At 73.1% G+C, this 25,850-nt stretch carries 12 protein-coding genes; all 12 read left to right on the top strand.

What is annotated here, in order from left to right; translation table 11 throughout:
• Window positions 1–14: 14 nt before the first annotated feature.
• The 12 genes from ACN27F_RS26060 to ACN27F_RS26005 all read left to right on the top strand — a co-directional run bounded on the left by ACN27F_RS26060 (window position 15) and on the right by ACN27F_RS26005 (window position 25,801).
• On the top strand, window positions 15–971 hold the full coding sequence (locus ACN27F_RS26060) for a TauD/TfdA family dioxygenase (RefSeq protein WP_421437833.1): 957 nt from the start codon (window positions 15–17) through the stop codon (window positions 969–971).
• A 26-nt stretch (window positions 972–997) separates the two neighbouring features.
• Window positions 998–1,489 carry a GNAT family N-acetyltransferase gene (locus tag ACN27F_RS26055; RefSeq protein WP_421437832.1) on the top strand — a complete coding sequence of 164 codons (492 nt, stop codon included), beginning with the start codon at window positions 998–1,000 and terminating at the stop codon, window positions 1,487–1,489.
• Between the two features lie 3 nt (window positions 1,490–1,492).
• Window positions 1,493–2,050 (top strand): hypothetical protein, encoded by a 558-nt coding sequence (locus ACN27F_RS26050; protein WP_421437830.1) that lies wholly within the window; start codon window positions 1,493–1,495, stop codon window positions 2,048–2,050.
• 101 nt (window positions 2,051–2,151) lie between these two features.
• Window positions 2,152–4,017 (top strand): non-ribosomal peptide synthetase, encoded by a 1,866-nt coding sequence (locus tag ACN27F_RS26045; protein WP_421437829.1) that lies wholly within the window; start codon window positions 2,152–2,154, stop codon window positions 4,015–4,017.
• Entirely contained in the window at window positions 4,014–4,220 is a 207-nt protein-coding gene (locus ACN27F_RS26040) for an MbtH family protein (RefSeq protein ID WP_421437828.1), read from the top strand. The genes ACN27F_RS26045 and ACN27F_RS26040 overlap by 4 nt, the downstream gene beginning before the upstream one ends.
• Before the next feature lie 119 nt (window positions 4,221–4,339).
• The gene (sbnB, locus tag ACN27F_RS26035) at window positions 4,340–5,374 is read left to right on the top strand and encodes a 2,3-diaminopropionate biosynthesis protein SbnB (protein WP_421437826.1); all 1,035 of its coding nucleotides are present in this window, start codon (window positions 4,340–4,342) and stop codon (window positions 5,372–5,374) included.
• A gap of 78 nt (window positions 5,375–5,452) precedes the next feature.
• Entirely contained in the window at window positions 5,453–6,526 is a 1,074-nt protein-coding gene (locus ACN27F_RS26030) for a 3-oxoacyl-ACP synthase III family protein (RefSeq protein WP_421437824.1), read from the top strand.
• A complete protein-coding gene (locus ACN27F_RS26025) occupies window positions 6,516–8,474 on the top strand; it encodes an HAD-IIIC family phosphatase (protein ID WP_421437822.1) in 1,959 nt (652 codons plus the stop codon). Before ACN27F_RS26030 ends, ACN27F_RS26025 begins: the two co-directional genes overlap by 11 nt.
• Window positions 8,464–8,715: an acyl carrier protein gene (locus tag ACN27F_RS26020; RefSeq protein ID WP_421437820.1), complete on the top strand. Its 252-nt coding sequence runs from the start codon at window positions 8,464–8,466 to the stop codon at window positions 8,713–8,715. Before ACN27F_RS26025 ends, ACN27F_RS26020 begins: the two co-directional genes overlap by 11 nt.
• On the top strand, window positions 8,712–9,992 hold the full coding sequence (locus ACN27F_RS26015) for an FAD-dependent monooxygenase (protein ID WP_421437818.1): 1,281 nt from the start codon (window positions 8,712–8,714) through the stop codon (window positions 9,990–9,992). Before ACN27F_RS26020 ends, ACN27F_RS26015 begins: the two co-directional genes overlap by 4 nt.
• Before the next feature lie 59 nt (window positions 9,993–10,051).
• Window positions 10,052–16,585 (top strand): type I polyketide synthase, encoded by a 6,534-nt coding sequence (locus tag ACN27F_RS26010; protein WP_421437816.1) that lies wholly within the window; start codon window positions 10,052–10,054, stop codon window positions 16,583–16,585.
• 18 nt (window positions 16,586–16,603) lie between these two features.
• A complete protein-coding gene (locus ACN27F_RS26005) occupies window positions 16,604–25,801 on the top strand; it encodes an SDR family NAD(P)-dependent oxidoreductase (protein WP_421437814.1) in 9,198 nt (3,065 codons plus the stop codon).
• Window positions 25,802–25,850 lie beyond the last annotated feature (49 nt).

Genomic DNA, 25,850 nt, shown 5'->3' with positions numbered 1-25,850 from the left:
CGAAGGGACTAGTGATGCACGTATCCGAACTCCCGGGACAGAGTCTCCCGGCTGTCATCGAACCCGATGGTGACCAGTCCATCATTGACCTGATCAAGGAGAACCGTAGCGACGTCCGGGCGCTCATCACCCAGGCCGGCGCGGTCCTCTTCCGTGGTTTCGACGTCGGCGGCCCCAGCGGCCTGCAGGACGCCGTCCGGGCGCTGTCCGGCGCACCGCTGGACTACACCGAACGGTCGTCGCCACGCAGCAGCATCTCGGGCAACGTCTTCACCTCGACCGACTACCCCGAGTCCGAGGAGATCTTCCTGCACAACGAGTGCTCCTACCAGAAGAGCTGGCCGCAGAAGGTCTTCTTCTACTGCATCCAGCCGGCGCAGACCCAGGGCGCGACGCCGTTCGCCGACGTGCGGGAGGTCTTCCGCCGCATCGATCCATCGGTGGCCGAGGAGTTCGTCCGGCGCAAGTGGATGTACGTGCGCAACTTCAGTGAGATGGGCGGCAGTTGGCAGTACTTCTACGACACGGACGACCGTGGGCAGGTCGAACGGTACTGCCGCGGTCAGGGCATCGACGTCGAGTGGGTGGGCGCCGACGGACTGCGTACCCGGGCCGTCCGCGAGGCGGTGCACCCGCATCCGGTGACCGGCGAGCAGGTGTGGTTCAACCATGCCACGTTCTTCAACATCAGCACTCTTCCGCCGATCTACCAGGAGGAGATGCTGGACATGTTCGGCGCGGAGAACCTGCCGACCAACAGTTACTACGGCGACGGTGGCGAGATTCCCGCAGATGTCATGAAGCACCTTCAGGACGCGTACCGCTCGGCGTTGACCCGGTTCGACTGGCGCGAGGAGGACCTGGTCGTCATCGACAACATGCTCACCGCGCACGGCCGTGAGCCGTACACCGGACCCCGCCGTATCGCCATCGCGATGGCCGAGGCGTCCAACGCGCCGGTCGAGCCGTAGCCGATGACGCCTGCTCGGGAGTGGCGATGACACCCTTGCTGACCGTCCGGACGGCGGCGCTGGCCGACATCACCGGGATGACCGAGATGGAGTCCGGACCGGAAACCGCCCGGTACCTCGGCAGGATTGGCCGGGCCTACCACGAACGGGCGATGGCTGATCCCGATCAGGAACAGATCGTCGCCGAGGTCGGCGACACGCTGGTGGGTTTCGTCGTGCTCGCCGGGTTACGGAACCCGGATCGGCAGGTCGAGTTGCGCCGGATCGTCGTGGCGCATTCGCACCGCGGCACGGGACAGGGCCGTGCGCTGTTCCGCGCCGCGGTGTCCCGCGCCTACCACCAGCACAACGCCTGCCAGGTCTGGCTGGACGTCAAACCGGACAACGCCAAGGGCCGCGCGCTGTACGACTCCGAGGGTTTCGTCCTGGACGGGACGATTCCGGATCCCATGGACGAGACGGGGGTGCTGTTGCTGATGCGGCACATCCCGGGTAAATACGTGTCTAGATTGGACTGACAAATGCGGGAGAAGCTGGCCGTCGTCGACCCCGACGCGGCACCGATCGCGGGTTCGGGCACGCCGGGCACGGCTTTCACCACCGGGCACGCGATGGACGCGGGATGTCCACGCTGCGTCGATGAGCTCGTCGCCGCGGGCGAGGATTTCGACCGGGCGTTCGCCGCACGCGACTACGACCGCTTCATCGGGTACTTCTTCAACGAGAACGCCACCGGTCTCGGGGCCGACGGCACGGTGGGGATGAACCGTGACGCATGGGGTCGGGTGCTGCGCGAGTACTTCGAGGAACCGACCTGGACCCTACACGTCACGCCGATCAAGACGGTGGTGCAGAACTGCCTCAGCGGTCAGATCCTCGAAGTGGTGCGGTTCGACTCGGCCGCGACGACCATCACCTTCGTACACGTCACGTGCTGGCTGCGCGACCACGATCAATGGAAGGTGGTGCTGCAGACCGAGGCGGGGCCGCTGCAGGACACCGACGCGTTGTTGACACAGGTCGCCGCCCAACAGACGGCCGTCCTGGCCGACGCCGCGCCGACCGGTGCCGTGCGCTGACCGGTGCCGTGCGCTGACCGCCCAACCCGCCACCCGTCCGGCCGGACACGTTCACCCGCGCCGACGGTTTGCTCGACCTGGACGAAGGAGCCCAAGACGTTATGACTCAGACAGCTGACGCACCCGCGCCGGCCACGCCATCCGTTGTGGCACCGGCCGACCGCCGGTCGCGACCGGAGTGGCACGGGTCGGCGGTCGCCGCGTTCCGCGAGGTGGTCGCCGCCCATCCGGGCCGGGAGGCGGTCATCGCCGTCGACGGCCGGCTGACCTACGCAGAGCTCGACGATCGCAGCGACCGACTCGCCGGGATGCTCACCGCCTACGGGGCCGGACCCGAGCTCAAGGTCGGCGTCCTGTTGCCGAGGTCGGTCGACCTGATCGTCGCCGTTCTCGGCATCCTCAAGGCCGGTGCCGCGTACGTGCCGTTCGATCCTGAGCAGCCCGCACAGCGGTTGGCCCGGATCGCCCGCGACGCCGACCTGGTCACCACGATCACCCATGCCGATCTGATCGGGTCGGTCCCGAGTGCCGGCGCCGGCACCGACGGACCGGTCGTGCTCGACCGCATCGCGTGGGACGAGCATCCACGTACCGATCCGGCGCCGCTGCATCCGGACAACCTTGCCTACGTCATTTTCACCTCCGGCTCGACCGGCCGGCCGAAGGGCGTCGAGGTTTCGCACCGCGCCCTGATCAGCTTCCTCAACGGGATGGAGCAGGGCGGCTTCTTCGGCCCGCCCGGGGCCCGGCTGGCCTGGAACGCGTCGGTCGCGTTCGACGCGTCGGTGCAGGAGTGGGTCCGGGTGTTCCGCGGCGACACCGTCGGGGTGCTGACCGACGACATGCGTCGCGACTCCGAGGCGTTCGCCGAGTTCATGGTCGAGCACGGGCTCACCGAGGCGGACATGACGCCCTCACACGCCCAGGTATTGATCGAGGACCTGGCGACGATCGCCCGTCAGGGACAGTTCCTGCGGCTGCTGATCGCGGGCGAGGCGATCCCGGCGCCGCTGTGGGCCACGATCCAGCAGTTGATCTCTGATGGGGTGGTGGAGGCGACCAACTGCTACGGCCCGACCGAGGCGGCGGTCAACGTGACCGGCACCGTGATCAGGCCGGGCGACACCCCGCACATCGGCTGGCCGCTGGCCGGCGTCGAAGCCCGGATCGTCGACGCGATGCTGAGTCCGGTGCCCGACGGCACCCCGGGGGAACTCTGCATAGCCGGCCCGTACCTGGCCCGCGGCTACTCGGGTCGCCCCGGGCTGACCGCGGCGAAGTTCGTCCCCGATCCCGGATCGACCGCAGGCACCCGGATGTACCGCACCGGCGACCGGGTGCTGCGCCGGCCCGACGGCAGCATCCAGTACCTCGGACGCACCGACGACCAGATCAAGATCCGTGGTCACCGGGTGGAACTCGGCGAGATCGAGGCCGTCATCGCAGACCACCCCGGGGTGGCCCGGGCGGTCGTGCTGCACCAGCCCGAGGCTGACGGCGGCCAACTGTACGCCGTCGTTCGGCTGCACCCGCAGGCCGATCTCGCCGCGATCAGGGAACATGCCGCGAGCCAGCTCCCAGCCTGGATGCAGCCGGGTAGCTACACCGTTGTCGACACGATCCCGCTCACCGTCGGCGGAAAGGCCGATCGGGGCGCACTGATCAGTCGCTTGACCTCCACATCGGACATGACTACACCCCAGGAACAGGAGACGCCGATGCCGGCAGATGCCACCGAGACCGTCCGCGCCGTCTGGTGCGAGATCCTCAAGACCGACGCGATAGCCGAGTCGGATCACTTCTTCCAGATCGGTGGGCACTCGCTGACCGCCATGCAGGTCGCCAGCCGGCTGCGGGCCGAACTGGGCGGTGTCAAGGTGCCGACCCAACTGCTGTTCAAGCACCCCGCCTTCGCCGACTTCGTCGAGGCGGTCAACGAGCGGGTCAACCAGGTGGCGCCGGCGTGAGCGGCGGCGATCTGTGGACCGTCCTGGTCAACGAGGAGGAGCAGTTCGGCCTGTTCCCGGTCAGTCAGCCCATGCCGGGCGGGTGGCGATCCGCCGGATTCACCGGCTCCGAGGACGAGTGCGTCGCGCACGTCAACGAACGGTGGACCGACCAGCGTCCAGCCTCGTTACGCCGGGCGATGGTGGCGCAGGGCAACGCCTGATCACCCGAACCGGGACACCCACCCCGGCAGCGCAGCCTCGCTGAGTTGATGCCGACCCGCCCGGCCGGGCGTACCCCGGCCGGGCGTACCCCGGCCTACGAGATTCGGAGCACAGCACCATGTCCGACGTACCTGCCTTCGCGGTGATCTCCGGCGCCCAGGTGCACGACACCGTGCACGGACGTGAGCCCGAGGTGATCGGGCTCATCGAGACGGCCTACCGGCTGCACGGCACCGGCGAGACCACGAACCCCGACTCGTACTTCCTCCGGTTCGCGGACCGGCCGTCCGCGCGCATCATCGCGCTGCCGGCCTCCGTACGGGGCAAGGTCGAGGTGCACGGCATGAAGTGGATCTCCAGCTTCCCGGAGAACGTGGCGGCGGGCATCCCGCGCGCCTCCGCGGTGCTGATCCTGAACGACTACGCCACCGGATACCCGCTTGCCTGTCTGGAGTCGTCGATCATCAGCGCGGCCCGTACCGCGGCGTCGGCCGCGCTCGCGGCGGACCGTCTCGCCGCCGGCCGCGGCGGCATGCCCCGCCGCCTCGGCATCGTCGGGGCCGGGGTCATCGCCCGGTACGTCCACACCTACCTGGCCGGCAACGGCGCCGAGTTCGACTCCGTCGGGGTGTTCGACCTCTCCCCCGCGCACGCCAGTGGCTTCCGCGACTACCTGACCGGCCGCGGCCAGGACGACGTCCGGGTGTACGACGACGTCGACGAACTGCTGCGCGAGAACTCGCTGATCGTGTTCACCACCGTCGCCGGCGAGCCGCACCTGCACGACCCGGGCCTGTTCGCGCACAACCCGCTGGTGCTGCACGTCTCCCTGCGTGACCTGGCGCCGGAGATCATCCTGTCGGCCTTCAACGTGGTCGACGACGTCGAGCACTGTATGAAGGCGAACACCTCGGTACATCTGACCGAACAACGTGTCGGGCACCGGAACTTCGTCGCCGGCACCCTCTACGACGTGCTGACCGGCCGGATCACCGCGCCGGCCGACCGACCGGTGATCTTCTCTCCGTTCGGCCTCGGCGTGCTGGACCTGATGCTGGCCAAACACGTGTACGACCGGCTGGCCACCGCCGGCCAACTGCGCGACGTACCCGGTTTCTTCCACGACATGAGCCGGTACGGCGCACCCGCCTGACCGGACCTGGCGGCCGACGACCCCGGACCGGGCTCAGCCTCAGGCCCCAGCTCGACCCCTCGACGTAAGGACGCTGCAGTGCGACTGGTATCCCTCAGCGAGACGCTCCCCGGCGAGCCTGTCACGAACCAGGACATGGCGGCCCGGTTCGGCCTGCACGAACGGTGGCTGGACACCATGACCGGTAACCGCAGCCGCTACTTCTGCCGCCCGGACAGTCCGCCCGGCGTACCCCGTAGCACCCAGGAGCTGGCCACCCTCGCCGGCGAGCAGGCGCTGCTGCGGGCCGGGGTCGATCCGGCCAGCCTGGACTTTCTGATCCTGACCACGGCGTCGCCGGACCACCTGATGCCCGCGACGGTCAACCTCGTGGCCGACCGCCTCGGGCTCAACGACCTGCCCACCTTCCAGCTGACCTCGGGATGTGCCGGTGCGCTGCAGGGTCTCTACACCGCCCGTGCCCTGCTCGCCGGCGGCGAGCTGCGTCGCGGGCTCGTCATCGGCGCGGACACCTGCCGCAACCTGTGGCCCTCGTCCGAGGCGGCGATCGCCCAGCTGAGTCCGATGGAGATGGTCAACTTCGCGTTGTTCGGCGACGGTGCCGGGGCGGCGGTCGTCGAGGCCGGCACGGACGGGCCCGGGCTGGTCGTCGAGCACATGTTCACCCGGACCGTCGGCAAGGGCCGGGCACCGGCGCAGATCGTCCGGTGGTACGGCGCAGACGGGGCGCCGATGGTGACCGACGCCCGCCGCGGCAGTGTGCGGGAGCCGATGGGCGAGGAAGACTACAAGGCGATCGAACGGCATGTGCCCGAGGCCGCCCGCGCGATCCTCGACGAGCTGGTCGCCGTCACGGGGTGGCGGGCCGCGGAGGTCGAACACGTGCTGACCCCCCAGCTCAACGGGGTGATGACCGAGAAGATCAGGGAGTACCTCGGCATCCGGCCGGAGCAGGCCGTCTCCTGTGTCGCCGACACCGGCAACAACGGCAACGCGCTGCCGTTCATCCAGCTCAACCGGGCGATGCAGCGGATCGCGGCGGGCACCGGGGTGGGCGGGCGGCTGCTGGTCACCACCGTGGAGTCCTCCAAGTGGGTGCTGGCCGGCATGGCGCTTCGCCACCGACCGGAGGAGGCTGCGGGTGGCCGGTGACCGTACCGCCGTGGTCGGTGGCGCCGCCGGCTCGCCGCTGACAGAGTTGCGTGCCCTGATCAGAGGCGCGGGCAGCCCGGACACCCGTCGGGTGCGCCGGCTGCTCGACGAGCTGACCGACGTGCTCGACGTGGAGGCCGCCGGTGGCCTGCTCCGCCGGGCAAGCGCCGGTGACCGCCTCGCCGGCGACGGCGCTCTGGTGCCCACCCGCGTCGCAGTGCTCGGCAGCACCAATCTCGATCTGCTGCCGCCGCTGCTGACGGCGGCCGGCGCACGCCGTGGACTGCTACCAGAGGTCCGCACCGCCGGGTTCGACCAGTGGCGGTTGGAGATCGCCGCCGGTGCGCCGCACCTCGCCGACCTGCGGCCACGGATCGTCGCGCTGATCCTCGACGACGCGGCGGTCCTGGCCGGCGTCACCGATGCGACCGACGTGGACGCCGTCGCCGCCCGCTGCGCCGCGTTCCCCGACGAGCTGTCCACCTGGCTGAGCGCCTGCCGGAGCGCCCTGGACGGGCTCGCGGTGCTGACCACCGTGCCGTTGAGCCCGCTGCGCCGCCACCGACTGATCAGCTACGCCGCCCGTGCCCGCCTCGACGCCGCCTGGTCGCGGATGAACGCCGCCATCGCCGATCTGGCCGGCAGCCATCCCGCGACCGTGGTGCTGGCCGCGGCGGACCTGGCCGAACGCGCCGGCGTCACCTTCGCCGGTGACCGGATGCGTCACGTGGCCGCGCACACCTACGCACCCGAATACCTGCTCGCGTACGCCGAGGAGCTGGCCCGGGTCGCCGCGGCCGACCTCGGCCTGGCGGCCAAGTGCCTGGTGCTCGACCTGGACGACACGGTGTGGGGCGGTGTCGTCGGCGACGCCGGCCCGGCCGGGGTGCGCCTCGGCGGCGGCTATCCGGGCAGCGCCCACGTCGAGCTGCAGGCGCTGGCGCGTGACCTGTCCGCGCAGGGGGTGCTGCTCGCGATCGCCTCCAAGAACGATCGCCCGGTGGCCGAGCAGGCCATCGCCGCTCACCCGGAGATGGTGCTGCGGCCGGACGCCTTCGCCGCCTCCCGGATCGACTGGGCGCCCAAGCCGGACAACGTGCGGGCGATGGCCGACGAACTCAACATCGGCGCCGACGCGCTGGTGTTCGTCGACGACAACCCGGTCGAACGGGACCTGATGCGCCAGCTCGCGCCGGCGGTCCGCACCGTCGAGCTGCCGGCCGATCCGGCCGGGTACGCCCGGACGCTCGCCGCCCGGGGCGACTTCGCCGTGCTCACCCTCACCGACGAGGACCGTCATCGGGCGGCGACGTACCAGGCGGGCGCCCAGCGGCGGGCGCTGGCCGACGAGGCGAGCAGCCTCGACGACTACCTGATGGGTCTGGGCTGCCGGCTCACCGTCGAACCGCGCTCGCCGGTCAACACCGACCGGATCGTGCAGCTGTTCGGCAAGACCAACCAGTTCAACCTCAGCGGCGTCCGGTACGGCGCGGCCGAGGTCGCGGCCGAGGTCGCGGCCGACGCGGCGCCCGATGGTGCCCTCGCCTTCTTCGCCGCCCGGCTCGTCGACCGCTTCGGCGACAACGGCCTGATCGCTGCGCTGGCGCTGCGCCGCCGGCCGGACGGGGCGTGGAGCATCGACAACTTCGTGCTGAGCTGCCGGGTCTTCTCCCGCGACGTGGAAGGTGCGATCACCGGTCTGGTCCTGCGCAGCGCCGTCGCCCATGGCGTCCCGGCGGTCTTCGGCACCTACCGGGGTACGGAGCGTAACGCCCGGTTCGCCGACTTCTACCCGCGACTCGGATTCCGGCCGGTCGGCCCGGCGCCGCGACCCGGGACCGACGGCCCGGCCGGCCCGCGCGTCTTCCGCCACGACCTGACCGACCTGGCCGACCTGCCGGCCTGGATCGAGATCACCCACGACGAGGAGGCTTTCCATGTCCCCTGACCCGTCGATCCCCGACATCGTCGCGGATCTGCTCGACCTGGATCCCGACCAGGTCACCGAGGACACCGCGCTGACCGAGCTCGACGGCTGGGACTCGGTCAACGCGCTGCGGGTGCTGATGTACCTGGAACGCCGGTTCGCCCGGCAACTGGACTACGAGCGGTTCACCACCGCCACCACCGTGGGTGAGCTGGCCGCCGTGGTCGGACCGGTCCGGGTGCCGGAAGGACCGCTACGGTGAGCGGCGGTGCGGTCACCACGGACGTGCTCATCGTCGGGGGTGGGCCGGCCGGGGCGCTGCTGGGCTACCTGTTGGCCCGCCGTGGCCTCGACGTGCTCGTCGCCGAGAAGCAGCTGACCCTGGAACGGGAGTTCCGCGGCGAGACGATCGCCGCACCGTCGGTGGTGACGCTGCGCAAGCTGGGGTTCGGCCCGGCGCTGGACCAGCACGGCTTCCTGCGCACCGAGGGCGTCACCATGCGGATGGAGGGGCGGCGGGTGATGCACGTCGACTACCGCCGCTTCCCGATCGGCACGGTGCCGATCGACATTCCCCAGCCCGCGCTGATCGGCATCTTCACCGCGGCCGGCCAGGCGTACCCGGGTTTCGACTACCAGTTCGGCATCACCTTCACGAAGCTGGTCCAGCAGGACGGCGCGGTCCGGGGCGCCTGGCTGCGCCGGCGCGACGGCTCCACGTTCGAAGTCCGCGCCCGGATCGTGGTCGGCGCCGACGGGCGTTTCTCGAAGGTCCGGCACGCGGCCGGGCTCACCGCCGACGTGCAGGAGATGGCCCGCGACTTCCTGTCGTTTCGGCTGCCCCGGCCGCCGGAGTGGGGACTGCAGGCCGAACTCGTCATCGACCGGGACCGGCATCTGGTCGTCCTGCCCACCTTCCCCGACTCCCTGCGGATCGGCAACAACCTGCCCAAGCGGGGACTCGGGGCGCTGCGCAAGGCCGGTTTCGACGCCTTCCGCGCCGATGTGATGGCGTTGGATCCCCGACTCGCGCCGGTGGTCCGGGAACACCTGCGGTCCTGGGACGACACCTCGTTCCTGGAGATCTTCACCGCGGAGGTGCCGCAGTGGAGTCGCGACGGGCTGATCCTCATCGGTGACGCGTCACACACCTGCACCCCGATTCTCGGCCAGGGGGTCAACGTCGCGATCCAGGACGCGGTCTGCCTGGCACCCGTCCTGGCCGCATCGCTGCGGGCCGACCGGCACCCGGTCGTCACCGCCGCCGAGCTCACCGACTTCGTCACCGAGCGACGCCGGCACAAGGCGTTCGTCACCCGGTTCCAGCGGATCCAGGAGTCCGCCCTGGCGACCGGCTCCGCCAGCGGCGTGCTGCTGCGCCGGGCCCGGTACCGGCTGCTGGACGCGTTGCCGGTCAAGTACCGGCTGTTCGACAAGGTGCTCAACGCGCCGCACTCGATCGACCCGGTCGACCTGGCCGACGACGCCCGGACCGGACCGGGCGTGACCACGGCCGAGCGCTCCACCACCACCGACTGACCACCCCGCACCCCACTTCCGCATCCGTTCGCACCTGCGTATCTCAAGGCGGTCCAGCTATGCATGACGCGGTCAGCGCCACGTCTGCCGCTGCGTACGACGGCGGCTCCGATCCCACCCAGCTCATCGCGGTCGTCGGCATGGCCGGTCGGTTCCCGCAGGCGCCGGATCTCGGCAGCTTCTGGAAGTTGCTCTGTGCCGGCGGCGACGCGATCCGACCGGTACCGGCCGACCGTTGGGACGCGGCCGCCCAGCTCGATCCGGAACGGGCCGTCCAGGACGTCGGTGGCTTCCTCGACGGGGTCGACCTGTTCGATCCCGGCTTCTTCGGCATCTCGCCGCGGGAGGCCACGGACATCGATCCGCAGCAGCGGCTGATGCTGGAGACCGCCTGGCGGACCCTGGAGGATGCCGGACAGCCTGCGGCCGGGCTGCGCGGTTCCCGTACCGGTGTCTACGTCGGCGCCTCCTGGCACGACTACGAGCTGCTGCGCAAGGAGCGCGGCGCTGGCGCCACCCAGCACAGCGCGGTCGGCAACGCCCTGGACGTCATCGCGGCCCGGGTGTCGTACTTCCTGCAGCTGGCCGGTCCGTCCCTGGTGGTGGAGACCGGATGCTCGTCGTCGCTGGTGGCCCTGCACCTGGCCGGTCAGGCGCTGCGCGCCGGCGAGACGGACGCCGCGCTGGTCGGTGGCGTCAATCTCATCCTCAACCCGGACGTCTCGATCGGGCTGACCCACTTCGGCGGGCTGTCCCCCGAGGGCCGGTGCAAGGCGTTCGCCGCCACCGCCGACGGCTTCGTCCGGGCCGAGTGTGTCGTCGGGTTGTACCTGAAACGACTCGACCGGGCACTCGCCGACGGCGATCTGATCCGGGGGGTCATCGCGCGGACCGTGGTGAACAACGACGGCGGTGGCGACAGCCTGGTGACGCCGAGCCCGGCCGGGCAGACGGACCTGCTGCGCCGCTCGTACCACCGGCTGGGCGACGCGATCGACCGGCTACGGTACGTGGAGGCGCACGGCACCGGCACCGGGCGGGGCGACCCGATCGAGGCCGGCGCCCTCGGGCAGGTGCTCGGACAGGCACGCGAGCGCGCCGCCGGGCCGCTCGGCATCGGCTCCGTCAAGAGCAACATCGGCCACACCGAGGCCGCTGCTGGCCTGGCCGGTCTGGCCAAGGTGCTGCTGGCCCTGGAACACCGCAGCGTGCCGCCGACCCTGCACGCGGCCGAGCCCAACCCGGCGATCGACTTCGACCGGCTCAACCTGCGGCTGGTCCGCGAACCGCTGGCACTGCCCGCCGACGAACAGGTCTTCCTCGGGGTCAACTCATTCGGCTGGGGTGGCACCAACGCCCATGTGGTGGTCTGCGATCCGCCCGCCGGCACCCGGCGCGGCGCGGCGCCGGCCGATCCGCAGGGACCGGAGCCGGCCCTGGTCGCCTGTGACCGGCTGCCCGTCGGGACCGGGCAGCCGGTCGCGGCACCGATGGGCGGTACGGCCGGAGTCGGGATACCGGCCGTACTGCCCATCTCCGCGCGCCACCAGCAGGCAGTCGACCAACGGATCCGCGACCTGCGCGAGGTGCTGGCCGACGGTGCCCGGCCGGCCGAGGTGGCCGGCGCGCTGGCGAAGCGGCGGGACCACTTCCCGCTGCGCGTCGCCGTGGTCGCACCGGACGCACCGACCGCCGTCGACCGGCTCGACGCCCACCTCGCCGACCCCGAGGCCGACCTGGCCGGGGTGTCGAGCGGGCGGGCCGGCCCGGTCGACCGGGTCGCTTTCGTCTTCCCGGGTCAGGGTTCCCAGTGGGCGGCCATGGGGCAGCGGCTGTACGCCGCCGTTCCCGCCTTCGCGGCCGTGATCCACCGGTGCGCGCAGGCACTGCGGCCGTACGTCGACTGGGATCTGACGGCTGTGGTGTCCGGGGCGGCCGGCCCCGGTTGGCTGTCCCGGGTGGACATGCTGCAACCGACGTTGTGGGCGACCTCGGTCGGGCTCGCCGAGCTGTGGCGGGCCAGCGGGATCCAGCCGGACGTGGTGGTCGGGCACAGCCAGGGTGAGGTCGCCGCCGCCACCGTCGCCGGCATTCTGTCCTATCAGGACGCAGCGATGGTGGTCGCCCGACGCAGCGCGCTGGCGCTGCGGACCTCCGGCAACGGCCGGATGCTCGCGGTGTCGCTCGATCCGGACAGCGCCCGCGCGGCGCTCGCCGGGTTCGAGGACCTGGTCTCGCTGGCGGTCAACAACGGCCCGCACTCGTGCGTGCTGTCCGGTGAGACCGAGGCGGTGCTGACGCTCAAGGAGCTGCTCGACGCCGACGACGTCTTCTGCCGCCTGGTCGACGTCGACTACGCCTCGCACAGCCCGCAGATGGACGCGCTCACCGACGACCTGCTCGCGGCGTTGCGCGACGTGCGGCCCGGCACGGGCGACGTGGAACTGATGTCGACCGTGCGGGTCGCGCCGCTGGCCGGGCCGGAAATGGACGCCGGCTACTGGGTGGACAACCTGCGCCAACCGGTGCTGTTCCAGGACACCATGAACCTGCTGTTCGACCAGCGGGTCAGCCACGTGGTGGAGATCAGCCCGCACCCGGTGCTGGTGCCGGCGCTGGAGCAACTCGCCGCGGTGCGCCCCGAACCGCCCCGCGTCCTCGCCACGCTGCGCCGCGACCAGGGCGACCCGGCCGACCTCGCCGCCGCCTTCGCACGGGGGTACGTCGCGGGTCTGTCCCCGTTCGCCTGGCTGCCGGACGGGTACGGCGTCGAGCTGCCGCCGTACCCGTGGCAACGGACCCGGCACTGGCCGGAGCCGACCGGTCGGCGGACCCGACCGGGGGCGGCCCAGGTCACGCTGACTCCGTCGCCGTCGGAGCAGGACCTCTGGCAGGCGACCCTGGATCTCGGGGTGGACGACCAGCCCTGGTTGGACGACCACCGCGTGCATGATGCCGTCGTGGTGCCCGCGACCGCGATGCTGGCGTTCGCGCTGGCCGCCGGCCGCGCCCGCACCGGCGAGTTGCCGGCGACCCTCGCCGAGGTCCGGTTCGACAACGACCTGACCCTCACCGCCGAGCCCGCCCGGCTGAGCCTGCTCTGGCGTGACGACGTCACCGAAGGCGGCTCGGTGCGCCTGCTCTCCCTCGGCGCCGACGGCGCCAGCTGGACCCGGCACGCCAGCGCCCAGGTCCGCCAGCCGGCAGCTGGTGGGCCGGCTCCGGTGTTCCCCGCGACCCGGTTGGCGGATGCCGACGACCCGGCCGACGACGCCACCGACCAGTTCTACGCCGCCTGCCGGCAGCGCGGCCTGCACTACGGGCCCGCGTTCCAGGGACTGCGGCGGCTGCGCACCGGCGACGGCTGGGCGCTGGGCGAGGTGGCGTTGCCGGACCGGTGCCGGGCCAGCGCCGCCGCCTACCCCGTGCACCCGGCGCTGTGGGACGCGGCGCTACAGGTCAGCCTGGCCCTGGTCGAGGGCACCGCCACCGTCGTGCCGGTCGCGATCGGCCGGGTCGACGTCCACACCGACCCGGCCGCTCCGGTCACCGGTGCCTGGTCGTACGCGCGACGACGGGCCGACGGCCGGGTCGACGTGCAGGTGTTCGACGCCGACCGGCAGCCGCTGCTGAGCATGCGCGGCGTGGTCCTGCGTGAGCTGGCGATCGCCGCCACCGATGACCCCGACGCCGGGATGCTGCACCGGATGCGCCTGGTGCCCCGGCCGCTACCCGAGCCCGGTCAGCTGACCGGCCAGGCGACCAGCCAGGCGACCAGCCAGGCGACCAGCCAGGCGACCAGCCAGGCGACGACCGGCCAGGCGACGACCGGCCAGGCGGCCGGTCGCTGGCTGGTGTGCGGCGCCGGTGGTGCCGGCGCACTGGCCGCAGGGCTCGGCGCCGCGGGACTCGGTGTCGCAGGACCGCCGCCGGCGGGTGACGTCGACGTCGCCTGGCTGCGCGGCGACGGCGAGCCGACCGGCGTGATCTACGCGGCCCCCGACGCCGCGCAAGGGCTGGCTGCCCAGCGCCGCGCGCTCGTCGACCTCGCCCGGCTGGCCCGGGCCTGCCTGGCGCTGGCCACCCCGCCCCGGCTGGTCGTGGTCACCCGGGCGGCGCAGGCCGTCGTACCGGACGACCGGCCGGACCCGGGCGCCGCCCTGTTCTGGGGCTTCACCCGGGTGCTGCGCCGGGAGCATCCGGAGCTGGCGGCCACGGTGATCGACCTGCCCGCCGCCGGGCCGGGAACAGTCGTCAGGCCGGACACCGCCGTCGCGGGTACGGCCGTGGGACCGGACGCGGACGCGGCGGCACTGGTCGCCGAACTCGGTGCCGACGACCGGGACGATCAGGTGGTCCTGCGTGACGGCGCCCGCTTCGTCGGCCGGATCGTCGCCGACGGCGCCACGGACGACCCGGCCGAGGACGAACCGCCGGTCTGGCGCACCCCGGTCCAGCCGTTCCGGCTCACCCCGGCCCGCCCGGGCCGGTGGGACGGTCTGCAGTTCCGGCCGCTGACGCGCCGGAGTCCGGCCGAGTACGAGGTCGAGGTCGAGGTGAGCGCCGCCGCGCTCAACTTCATCGACGTGATGAAGGCGATGGGCACCTACCCCGACCCGGTCGGTGCGTCACTGCTCGGCGGCGAGTGCGCCGGCCGGGTCACCGCCGTCGGGCCCGGCGTACGCGGGCTCGCCCCCGGCGACCGGGTGGTCGCCTGCGCCTTCGGGTCGTTGGCCAGCCACGTCACGGTCGACGCCGGGCTGGTCCGGCCGATCCCGCCGGAGCTGACCGACGCCGACGCCGCCGGGCTGCCGCTGGTCACCATGACCGCCTGGTACGGCCTGACCGAGCTGGGCCGGCTCAGCGCCGGGGAAACGGTCCTGGTGCATTCCGCCGCCGGCGGGCTGGGACTCGCCGCGATCGCCGTGGCCCGGCATCTCGGTGCCGACATCGTCGCCACGGCCGGCAGCGCCGACAAGCGTGCGTACCTACGCGAGCTGGGCATCGAGCACGTCTTCGACTCGCGGGACCTGTCCTGGGCCGAGCAGGTGATGACGGCGACCGGTGGTCGCGGCGTGGACGTCGTCCTCAATTCGCTGACCGGCGCGGCCATCAACCTCGGACTCGACGTGCTGGCCGAGGACGGCCGGTTCATCGAGGTCGGCAAGAAGGACATCTACGCGGACCGGACGATCGCGCTCGGGGCGTTCCGCAAGGGCATCAGCATCGCCGCCGTCGACCTCGCCGGCCTGATGCAGCGCCGGCCGGCCCGCTTCGCCCGCCAGTTGCGCCAGGTGTGGGAACTGGTGGCCGCCGGCACGCTCACCCCGTTGCCGGTGCGCACGTACCCGTTCGCCGACGCCGCGGCCGCGCTGCGGGCCATGTCGGCCGGTCAGCACATCGGCAAGTTCGTGCTGACCGAACCCGCGACCGTGCCGGCCGTCGCGCCGGAGCCGATGCCGCACGGCCGCTTCCGCGCCGACGGGACCTACCTGATCACCGGTGGGCTCGGCGCGCTGGGGCTGTCCCTGGCGGAGTTCGTCGCCGAACACGGCGGTGGTGCCCTGGCGCTGCTCGGCCGGACCCCGCCGGCCGGCGACGCCGGCGACCGGATCGCCGCCCTGCGCCGACGCGGGGTCACCGTACGGACCTTCGCCGTCGACGTCACCGACGCGACGGCGCTGGCCGGCGTCCTCGCCGACGTACGGGCCGAGTTGCCCACGCTACGTGGCGTGGTGCACGGCGCGGGCGTACTCGACGACGCCACCATCGCCAGTCTCGGCGCCGACCAACTGGAACGGGTCATCGCCCCGAAGATCGACGGCGCCCGGCATCTGGACGCGCTCACCGGCGCCGACCCGCTCGACCTGTTCGTCCTGTTCAGCTCGGCGGCCACGCTGGTCGGTAACACCGGCCAGGCCGCGTACGCCGCCGGCAACGCGTACCTCGACAGCCTCGCCGAGGCCCGCCGCCGCCGGGGCCTGCCCGCCCTGTCCGTGCAGTGGGGCCCGTTCGCCGAGGTGGGGCTCGCCGCCCAGCACGGCGACCGCGGTGACCGCCTCGCGGCGCGCGGGATGGGTAGCTTCCCCGTGGAGCGGGCCTGGCCGGCGCTGGCCCGGATGCTCGACAGCGCGCCGCCGGTGATCGGGTACGTGCCGCTCGACCTGCGACAGTGGTTCGACGCGTACCCGGACACCGCGGCGCTGCCCAGCTGGCAGGAGCTGCGCGCCGGACGGACGACGACCGGCGGTGGCCGCCGGCAGTTCCTGGAACAGCTGAGCCAGGTGCCCACGGCGGGGCGGCTGCCGCTGATCGAGGAGAAGGTCCGGGAGCTGACCGGACGGGTGCTGCGCATCGACCCGTCGGCGATCGACCGGGACACCCCGTTCAAGGCGCTGGGCCTGGACTCGCTGATGAGCCTCGAACTGCGCAATCGGTTGGAAGCGGCGTTCGACCTCAAGCTGTCGCCGACCCTGCTCTGGACGTACGGCACCTCCCGTGCGCTGACCGGGATGCTCTGCGACACGTTGCCCACGACGATCGGCACCGTCGGCGAGGCCGCCACGGCGGCCGCCGGCCCGGTGTCCGAGTAACGATCACGGGAGTCCGTTGTGACCAGTTCGAACGGTGCCGCGTCGGCGGCGCCCACTCCGCTGTCCCGTGCGCTCGACACGATCCGCAAGCTACGGGCGCAGCTCGACGCCGCCAACGGCAGCCAGCCCGTCGCGGTGGTCGGCGTCGGCCTGCGGCTGCCCGGCGGGATCGACACCCTCGACGGGTTCTGGCAGGCGTTGGCACAGGGCCGGGATCTGATCGGGCCGATGCCGCCGCAACGCATGGCACCGTTCGAGTCGCAGTGGCAGACCCTGCCCCGGCTCGGCGGGTTCCTCGACGACGTGCTCGGCTTCGACGCCGCGTTCTTCGGGATCAGTCCGCGCGAGGCCCGGGCGCTGGACCCGCAGCACCGGTTGTTGCTGGAGGTCTGTCACGAGGCGCTGGAGCAGGCCGGCCGGCCGGCGGACCAGTTGCGGGACGTCCGCACCGGCTTCTACCTCGGCATCACCCACCAGGACTACCGGGACTGGGAGCCGCGCGGCGCGGACGCCTACTGGGCGACCGGCAACGGGCACTGCTTCGCCGCCGGACGCGTCGCGTACGCGCTGGGGTTGACCGGGCCGGCGGTGGCGGTCGACACCGCCTGCTCGTCGTCGCTGGTCGCGGTGCACCAGGCGGCCTCGGCGCTGCGGCGCGGCGAGTGCGAGGTCGCGCTCGCCGGCGGGGTCAACCTGATCATGTCCCCGCGCTCGACCCGGCTGCTCGGGCAGGAGATGGGTGCGCTCGCGCCGGACGGGCGGTGCAAGGCGTTCGACGCCCGCGCCAACGGCTTCACCCGGGGCGAGGGCTGCGTGGTCTTCGTCCTCAAGCGGCTCGACGCGGCGCTCGCCGACCGCGATGTCGTGCACGCCGTGATCGACGGTTCGGCGGTCAACCAGGACGGCCGGTCCTCCGGGTTCACCGCACCGAACGTGCTGGCCCAGAAGGCGCTGATCGAAGCGGCGCTGGCCGACGCGCGCCTCACCCCGGCGGACATCGGATTGGTCGAGACACACGGCACCGGCACCGCCCTCGGTGACCCGATCGAGATGGAGGCGCTGGCCACCGTGCTCGGCCGGGTGTCCTCGGCGGACGACCCGCTGTTCATCGGGGCGGTGAAGACCAATCTCGGGCACGTCGAGGCCGCCGCCGGGGCCGTCGGCATGGTCAAGGCGATCCTGTCGCTGCGGCACCGCGCGGTCGCGCCGCTGGTGCACTTCGACACGTTGAACCCGCGGATCGACCTGTCCGGCACCCGGATCACGGTGCCGACCGGGTTGCTGCCGTGGCCGGTCCGCCCCGGGGCCAGGCGGCACGCCGGGATCAGCTCGTTCGGCATGAGCGGGACCAACGCCCACGTCATCCTCGGTGAACCGGCACCGGCCACCGACGCCGTGCCCTCAGCGGGGCCGGTGACCGGCTTCGAGATCACCGCCGCCAGCCGGCAGGCGTTGCACGAGCTGGCGGCCCGGCTCGGTGCCCGGCTGGCGGAACTGGACGACGAGAGCTACCCCGCGTTCGCGTACACCGTCACCCGGGGACGGGCTCGGCACGCCATCCGCGCCCGGGTGGACGCCGCCGACCCGGCGGCCGCCCGTACCGCGCTGACCGCACTCGCCACGGGCACCGCCACCGACACCGACACGGCTACCGTGACCGTCTACTCGGGCGACCCCGACACGCCGCTGCCGGAACTGCCCCGGCAGGTGGTGGACCTGCCGCACTATCCGTGGCAGCGTCAGCGGTACGCGCCGCTGCCCGAACCAGCTGCCGACCCGGCGGCGACGGCACCCCCGGATTCAGCGCCGGCCACCGCCACGGCCGCACCACCGTCGCCGCCGGGTCCGCACGCGACCGACGAACCGGCGCCACCGCTGTACGAACTGGTCTGGCAGCCACTGGACCGGCACCGCCACGACCCGGAAACCGTGGTGATCGCCGGGGACGACGAGCCGCTGGTGTCCGGGCTGGCCGCCGCCGCCCGGGCCAGCGGGGTTCCGGCGCTCGTACTCGGCCCGGGCGCACCGTCCGACGGGGCGGGACCACTGCCGAGGGACGACGCCGGCTGGACGGCGTTCTGGCGCGGCCGGGACCCGGACGAACGGGTCTGCCTGCTCCTGGCGTACGCCGCCGACCGGCTGCCCTCCGAACCGCCGGCGGGACCGCCGGGCACCGGTGAGGTCGCCGCGACCGGCGATCCGGCCACCGCCGGCGCCCGGATCTGCGCGGCGGTCACCGCCGCGGTCCGCGCGATGCCGGGTGGGTCGCCGCAACGCCGGGTGGTGGCGCTGACCAGCGGTACCCGCCGGACCGGCCCCGATGACCCGGTTCTCGCCACGACACACGGCCTGTTGCACGGCCTCGCGCCGGTCCTCGGGCTGGAGTGCCCGGCCTGGGGCGGGCTGGTCGACCTGCCGGCCGAGGCCGGCGACGCGGATCTGCGGGCACTGCTGCGGGCACTGCCGGACGGCGACGGCGAGGACCTGCTGGCAATCCGGCAGGGTGCCGTCTGGACGGCCCGGCTACGGCCGGCGTCGCCAGCACGGTTCGCCCCGCGCCTGCCGATCGATCCCGATGCCCGCTACCTGGTTACCGGTGGGCTGGGCGGAGTCGGCCGGGCGCTGGTGCGTGACCTCGTCCGCCGGGGTGCCCGGCATCTGTTGCTGGTCGGCCGGCGGGCGGCCACCGACCTCGCCCCGACCGCGACCGACCTGCTCGCCCAGCTGGCCGCCGACGGGATCGACGTGGGCTACCGCACGGCGGACTGCGCCGATCCGCTCGCGCTGGCCGCCGCGCTGGCCGAGGTCGACGGGCCGCCGTTGCGAGGCGTCGTGCACGCCGCCGGTGAGCTGGCCCGGACCGGCGCGGCGACGGCCGACGAGGCCAGCTACGCGCACGCGGTACGCGGCAAGTTCACCGGCGCCTGGTGGCTGCACCTGCTGACCAGGGACGCGCCGCTGGACTTCTTCGTGATCACTTCGTCGGTGTCCGCGCTGTGGGGCACCGACGGCTACGGCGGATACGCGGCGGCGAACGGCGGCGCGGACCTGATCGCCGGTCATCGGGTCGCCCTCGGCCTGCCCGCCACGAGCATCGCGTTCGGACCGTGGGCCGGCGACGGCATGGTCGACCAGGCGGACCTGGCCGAGCTGGCCAGAGGCGGGGTCGACGGGTTGAGCGCCTCCGCCGGGTGCGCCGGCCTCGCCGCTTCCGCCCCCGGTCACGAGGCCCGGCTCGTCTGCTGCCCGGTCCGGTGGCCACGGTTCGTCGCGGTGATGTCGGCCCGGCGGGACCGGGCGCTGTTCCGGTCGCTGCTCGAAGCCACGGCCGGACCGGCACCGGGGTCGACCGGCCCGGCTGCGGCGGGCCCGGCTGCGGCGGGCCCGGCCGATGGCCCGCCCGCCGGGCGGGCCCGCCTGCTCGCGCTGCCGGAGCTCGCCCGCCCGGCAGCGGTCCGCGAGGACGTCGCCGCGGCGGTCGCCGCGGTGCTCGGCTATGCCGACGGCGAGCGGGTCGACACCGGGCAGGGACTGTTCGATCTCGGGCTGGACTCGATGATGGCCGTGGACCTCGTCGAGCGGTTGGCGGGCCGGTACGGCGTACCACTGCAGGTGTCCGATGTGTTCGACCACCCGACGGTCGCCGAGCTGGCGGCCCGGGTGACGAGCCTGGTCGCCGGTGCGGCCGCGACGCCGCCGGCCCCGGTGACCAGGCCGCCCGGCGGGACGGCTCCGCCGGCCCGGGAGCTCGCCGGCGCGGCGAAGGCGGCCGACGTCGGCGACACCGACGGACAGCACCGGTACGCCCACGAGCCGATCGCGATCGTCGGGATGGCGGGCAGATTCCCCGGCGCCGACTCGGTGGAGGAGTTCTGGAATCTGCTGATCGAGGGGCGCGACGGTGTCGGCCCGGTGCCCGCGGACCGGTGGGACGGCGCCGCGCTGCACGATGACGCTCCGACGAGCACCGGCACGATCAGTACCGACCAGGGCGGCTTCCTGCGCGACGTCGACCGCTTCGACGCCGCCTTCTTCGACATCCCGGCCAGGGAGGCGCAGAGCCTCGACCCGCAGCACCGGCTGCTGCTCGAATGCGCCTGGCACGCCCTGGAGGACGCCGAGATCGGTCCGAACACGCTACGGGGCACCCGTACCGGTGTCTTCGTCGGCATCTCCAACTCCGACTACGCCCGCCGGCTCGAGCAGCGCGGCCTGCCCGCGCTGGACGCCTACTTCGGCACCGGCACCGCGCTGAACGCCGCCGCGGGGCGGGTCGCCTACCTGCTCGGCCTGCACGGGCCGGCGATGGCGGTGGACACGGCCTGCTCCTCGGCGCTGGTCGCGACGCACCTGGCGATCCGGTCGCTGCGTACCGGGGAGAGCGACACCGCCCTGGTCGGTGGGGTGAACGTGGTCGCGGCCCCGGCGGCGTCGGTGGCGGTCAGCCGGGCCCACATGCTCTCCCCGTCGGGACGGTGCAAGACGTTCGCCGCCGACGCGGACGGGTTCGTCCGTTCCGAGGCGGCGGTGGTCCTGGTGCTCAAGCCGCTCGCGGCGGCGCGACGCGACGGCGACCGGGTGCTGGCGCTGCTGCGCGGCAGCGCGGTCAACTCCGACGGGGCGTCCTCCGGCCTGACCGCGCCGAACGGCCGGGCCCAGCAGGCGGTGCTGCGGGCCGCGTTGACCGACGCCGGTGTCGCCGGCCGTGACCTGTCCTACCTGGAGACGCACGGCACCGGTACCGCGCTCGGCGACCCCGTCGAGGTCAACGCCGCCTGGCAGGTGCTGGGTGAGGACCGGCCCGCCGGTGCGCCGCTGCACCTCGGCTCGGTCAAGAGCAACGTCGGGCACTGCGAGTCCGCCTCCGGCCTGGTGTCGATCGTCAAGGCCGTCCTGGCGCTGCGGCACGGCCGCCTGCCGGCCAACCTGCACTGCGACGAGCTCAATCCACAGATCAACTGGGCCGCCATGAACGTGCGGGTGCTGGACGCCCCGGCGCGCTGGCGGGCCGGGGCGGGGCCACGGCTCGCCGGGGTGTCCAGTTTCGGCTTCTCCGGCACCAACGCGCACGTGGTCGTCGCCGAGGCCCCGGCGACGCCGGTGGCTGCGCCCGGCCCGCCCGACACCGACGGACCGTGGCTGTTGCCGCTGTCGGCGGCGGACGACGACGCGTTGGCCAGGCTGGTGACCGCCTGGGACCAGGCGCTGGCGGCGGGCGACGACGACGGCCTGCCCGCGCTGGTGCCGGCAGCCGGCGTCGGCCGCGCCCACCTGCCGGTACGCCGGGCCGTACTCGGCACCACCGTGGCGCAGCTGCGCCAGGCGCTGGCCCAACCGGGCCGCCGGTCCGGGCCGACCAGGCCGCCCCGGATCGCGTTCCTCTTCTCCGGCCAGGGCAGCCAGTACTTCGGCATGGGCCGCGAACTCTACGAGACCGAGGCGGCCTTCCGCGAGACCTTCGACGCCTGCGACGAGATCCTCGCACCGCAGCTGGGTGGTTCGTTGCCGGACCTGATCTGGTACGGCGACCAGCCCGACCTGGTGAACCAGACGTCGCTGACCCAGCCGGCCCTCGTCGCGCTGGAACTGTCGCTGGCGGCCCTCTGGGCGCACTGGGGTGTCACCGCCGATGCGGTGATCGGACACAGCGTCGGCGAGATCACCGCCGCGATCCACGCCGGTGTCCTGGACCTGCGCGACGGGCTCACGCTCATCGTCGACCGGGCGCGGCTGATGCAGGCGACGCAACCGGGTGGCATGCTCTCCGTGGCCGCCAGCGCCGAGCAGGTCCGGCACTGGCTGGTCGGCACCGCGCTGGACGTGGCCGCGATCAACGGTCCGCTCGCGGTGGTGGTCGCCGGGCCGACCGGGGACATCGAGTCGTTCGCCTCGGCCCGCCGGGCCGAGGGCGTCCGGACGCAACGGCTGACGGTGTCGCACGCCTTCCACTCGCGGCTGATGGAGCCGATGCTCGCACAGCTGCGCTCGGCGCTGGCACCGGCGGCGTTGCGGGCACCGCTGCTGCCGATCGTGGCGAACCTGACCGGTGAGCTCGCCCGGCCGGACACGTACGACGCCGACTACTGGTGCCGGCACGTACGCCAGCCGGTGCTGTTCCACGCGGGCATCGAGCGGCTGCACGAACTCGGTGTCGACGCGTTCCTGGAAATCGGTCCGGGTCGGACGTTGGCCGGTCTGGTGAGCGCCGCCGGGGCGGCACCACGCGGTCCGGTGACGACGTCGCTGCGCCGTGGCACGGCGGAGCGCTCGGCGATGCTGGCCGCGGTTCGGGACCTGTACGAGGCGGGGCAGCCGATACGGTGGGCGGCGGTGCAGCCACGGCGCGGGACACGGACCGGCGCGCCGGAGCGGGCGGTCGCGGCCCGCTACCCCTTCGCGGCGACCCGGTTCTGGGTCGGTGGCCCCACCGCGCCGGCGCCCGCGACAGTGGCACCATCGGCGACGACAGCGGCCGGCTCAGCGGCGACGACAGCGGCGACGGCGATGCCGGCCGGGCCGCCGACGGTGCCGCACTGGGGCCGCAGGCTGTGCTCGCCGGCCCTGTCCGGGCAGGTCTTCGAGTTTCCCCGCAGCCCGCAGTTTCCCCGCTACCTCACCGACCACCGGCTGTACGGCACGGTGGTGACGCCCGCCGCCTCGCACCTGGCCACGGCGCTGTCCGCGCTGGCGCCGGGTGGGGCGCCGCTGACCATCACCGACCTGATCTGCCCGCGTGCCCTGGTCATCGCCGAGCACGAGCAGTACCAGGTGCAACTCGTCGTCGACGAGGCGACCGGCCGGCTGCGGGTGCTCAGCCTCGTCGACGCCGACCGCGAGCTGTGGCAGGAACACCTGGCGGCGCGGCTGTCCGGCGGCGCGACCGGCTCACCGCAGCCGTCCGGCACGACCGGCTCACCGGAACCGGCCGGCGGCGCGGCCGCACCGGCGCGGCGCGCCGCGTTCATCGCCACGGCCGAGCGACACCTCACCGGAGACCGGTTCTACGCGTACTTCCGTGACCTCGGCTACACCCTCGGACCGTCGTTCCGGTGGATCGCGGACGTCTGGCTCGCCGGCGACGAGGCGCTCGTGCGCTACGCCCGCCCAGCCCTGCCGGACGACCCGGCGGACTACGAGATCTATCCAGGGCTGATCGACTCTTGTTTCCAGAGCCTGGCCGGCTTCCTGGTCGACGACGAGGCCCGGCAGGCACCGTCGCTGGCGATCCCGTTCTCGGCCGCCCGGGTCCGATTCGTCGGACGGCCGGGCGGCGGTGAGCTGTGGGGCCGGGTGCGGGTCCGCGCGGCGGAACCGTTGCCCAACGGCCGCAGCCGGGTGAGCGCCGCCGACCTGAGCCTGCACGCCGAGGACGGCAGCGACGTGCTGGTGGTGGACGACTTCCGGGTCCGGCACGCGCCCCGCGAGGTCCTGCAGCAGAGCCTGCGGAGCAGCGACGCGGGGCTGTACACGCTGGACTGGGCGGAGCGACCGGACCGGTCCGACGACGCCGCTGCCGGCCCCGCCGCGGGCGGGCGTACCGTGCTGCTGCTCGGCGGCGACCTGCCGGGAGCCGGTGACCTCGCCGGGTTGCTGCGCGGCGCCAGCCACGCGGTGCTGGTCGACGACGGCGGGAACGCCGAGGTCGACCTCGTCGTCGATCTGCGGTTCATGGCGACGGCGAAGCAGGCCGGCGACGTACGGGCGGCGCTGGCCCGGTTGTCCGCGACGCTGCGCGGCGTGCCGGCCGCGGTGCCGTACGCGGTGCTCTGCGCGGATTCTACGGCGGCCGCGCCGGGCCGCGAGGCGATCTGGGGCCTCCTGGCCGCGTTGGAGGCCGAGGAACCCGGCCGGCGTCTCCTGCGGGTACAACTGCCCGGCCTGGACGACCGGACCCTCGACCCGCTGGCCGGAGTGCTCCACCGCACACTCGCCGCCGGCGTCGTCGAGCCTCGGATCCGGATACGTGACGGAAGGGTGGCGGCGGCCCGGCTGGCCACGGCGGGCGGGCCGCGGGCCGGGCGTGACTGGCCGGCCGGGGTGTTGATCAGCGGCGGCCTCGGCGCACTCGGGCTGAGTACCGCCCGCATGCTGGCCGACGGCGGGACGCGGGCGATCACTTTGCTGGGCCGCTCGGCACCGGCCGCCGCGGCCAAGCGGGTGATCGACGACCTGACCGGTCGCGGCGTACGGGTGGCCGTGGTCCGTGGCGACGTCGCGGACCCGGCCGACTGCGCCGCCGCCCTCGCCGCGGCGGACCGGCTGGGGCCGCTGCACGCGGTCCTGCACCTCGCCGGCGCGACCGCCGACGGCGCGTTCGGCACGTCGGCGGCGACGGCGTTCGACGCGGTGTTCGCCGGCAAGGTGTACGGCGCCGAGGTGCTGGCAACGGCGGTACGGGACCGGCCGTCCACCTCTTTCGTTCTCTTCTCGTCGATATCAAGCGTGTTCGGGGCGGCCGGGCAGACGAACTACGCCGCCGCGAACGGCTACCTCAACGGCCTGGCGATGGCGTTGCGGGCCGACGGGGTATCGGCGACCAGCGTCAACTGGGGCCCGTGGGAACCGGACGGCAGCGGCGGGATGGCTGCCAGTGCCGCCGTCCGCCGGGCCACCGCGCAACTGGGCGTGCGTCCGCTCTCCGACACGGACGCCGCGCCGATGCTGGTCGCGGCGCTGTCCAGCGACGCCGCCCAGGTGGTCGCGGTCGCAGCCGATCTTGAGGTCTACGCCGACGCGGTCGCCGGAGCGCCACGCGCCGCCCTGGTAGCAGAGTTGGTCGGCAGGCGGATCGAGCCCAACAAAATCGGGGCGGACGCCCGCGCGGCCGGGGGATGGCTGCGGGAACGGCTACTGCGGATCGCTGATCCCGATCGCGGCGACGGTCTGCGGGAGGCAGTCGCCGAGATGGTCGCGGAAATTCTGGGCACTCCGGCCCGGATCAACGACACGCTCGGTTTCGCCGAACTCGGGCTTGACTCGATCATGGCGATCGACCTGCGTACCCGGCTGTCTCATGCGCTGGACATCGAGCTACCGGCGACTGTCGCACTGGATCATCCGACGGTGCTGGCGATGACGTCGTTCGTCGGCGGACTGCTCTGGCCACCGGCCGATCGGGCGCAACCGGCGGAGTCCGAACCGGATGATCGGATCGAGTCGCTCTCGCTTGATGATCTCGTCCGGGCGGCCCGCGCCGATCTGGCCGCCGGGACGTAGTCGGTCGCGGCCGCGGTGGCCGGGCGTCTCCCCGCCGGGGAGAGAAACC

It is taken from the genome of Solwaraspora sp. WMMB335 (assembly GCF_049179075.1).
Classification (GTDB): Bacteria; Actinomycetota; Actinomycetes; order Mycobacteriales; family Micromonosporaceae; genus Micromonospora_E.
This window is presented reverse-complemented; position numbering and strand designations above follow the sequence as displayed.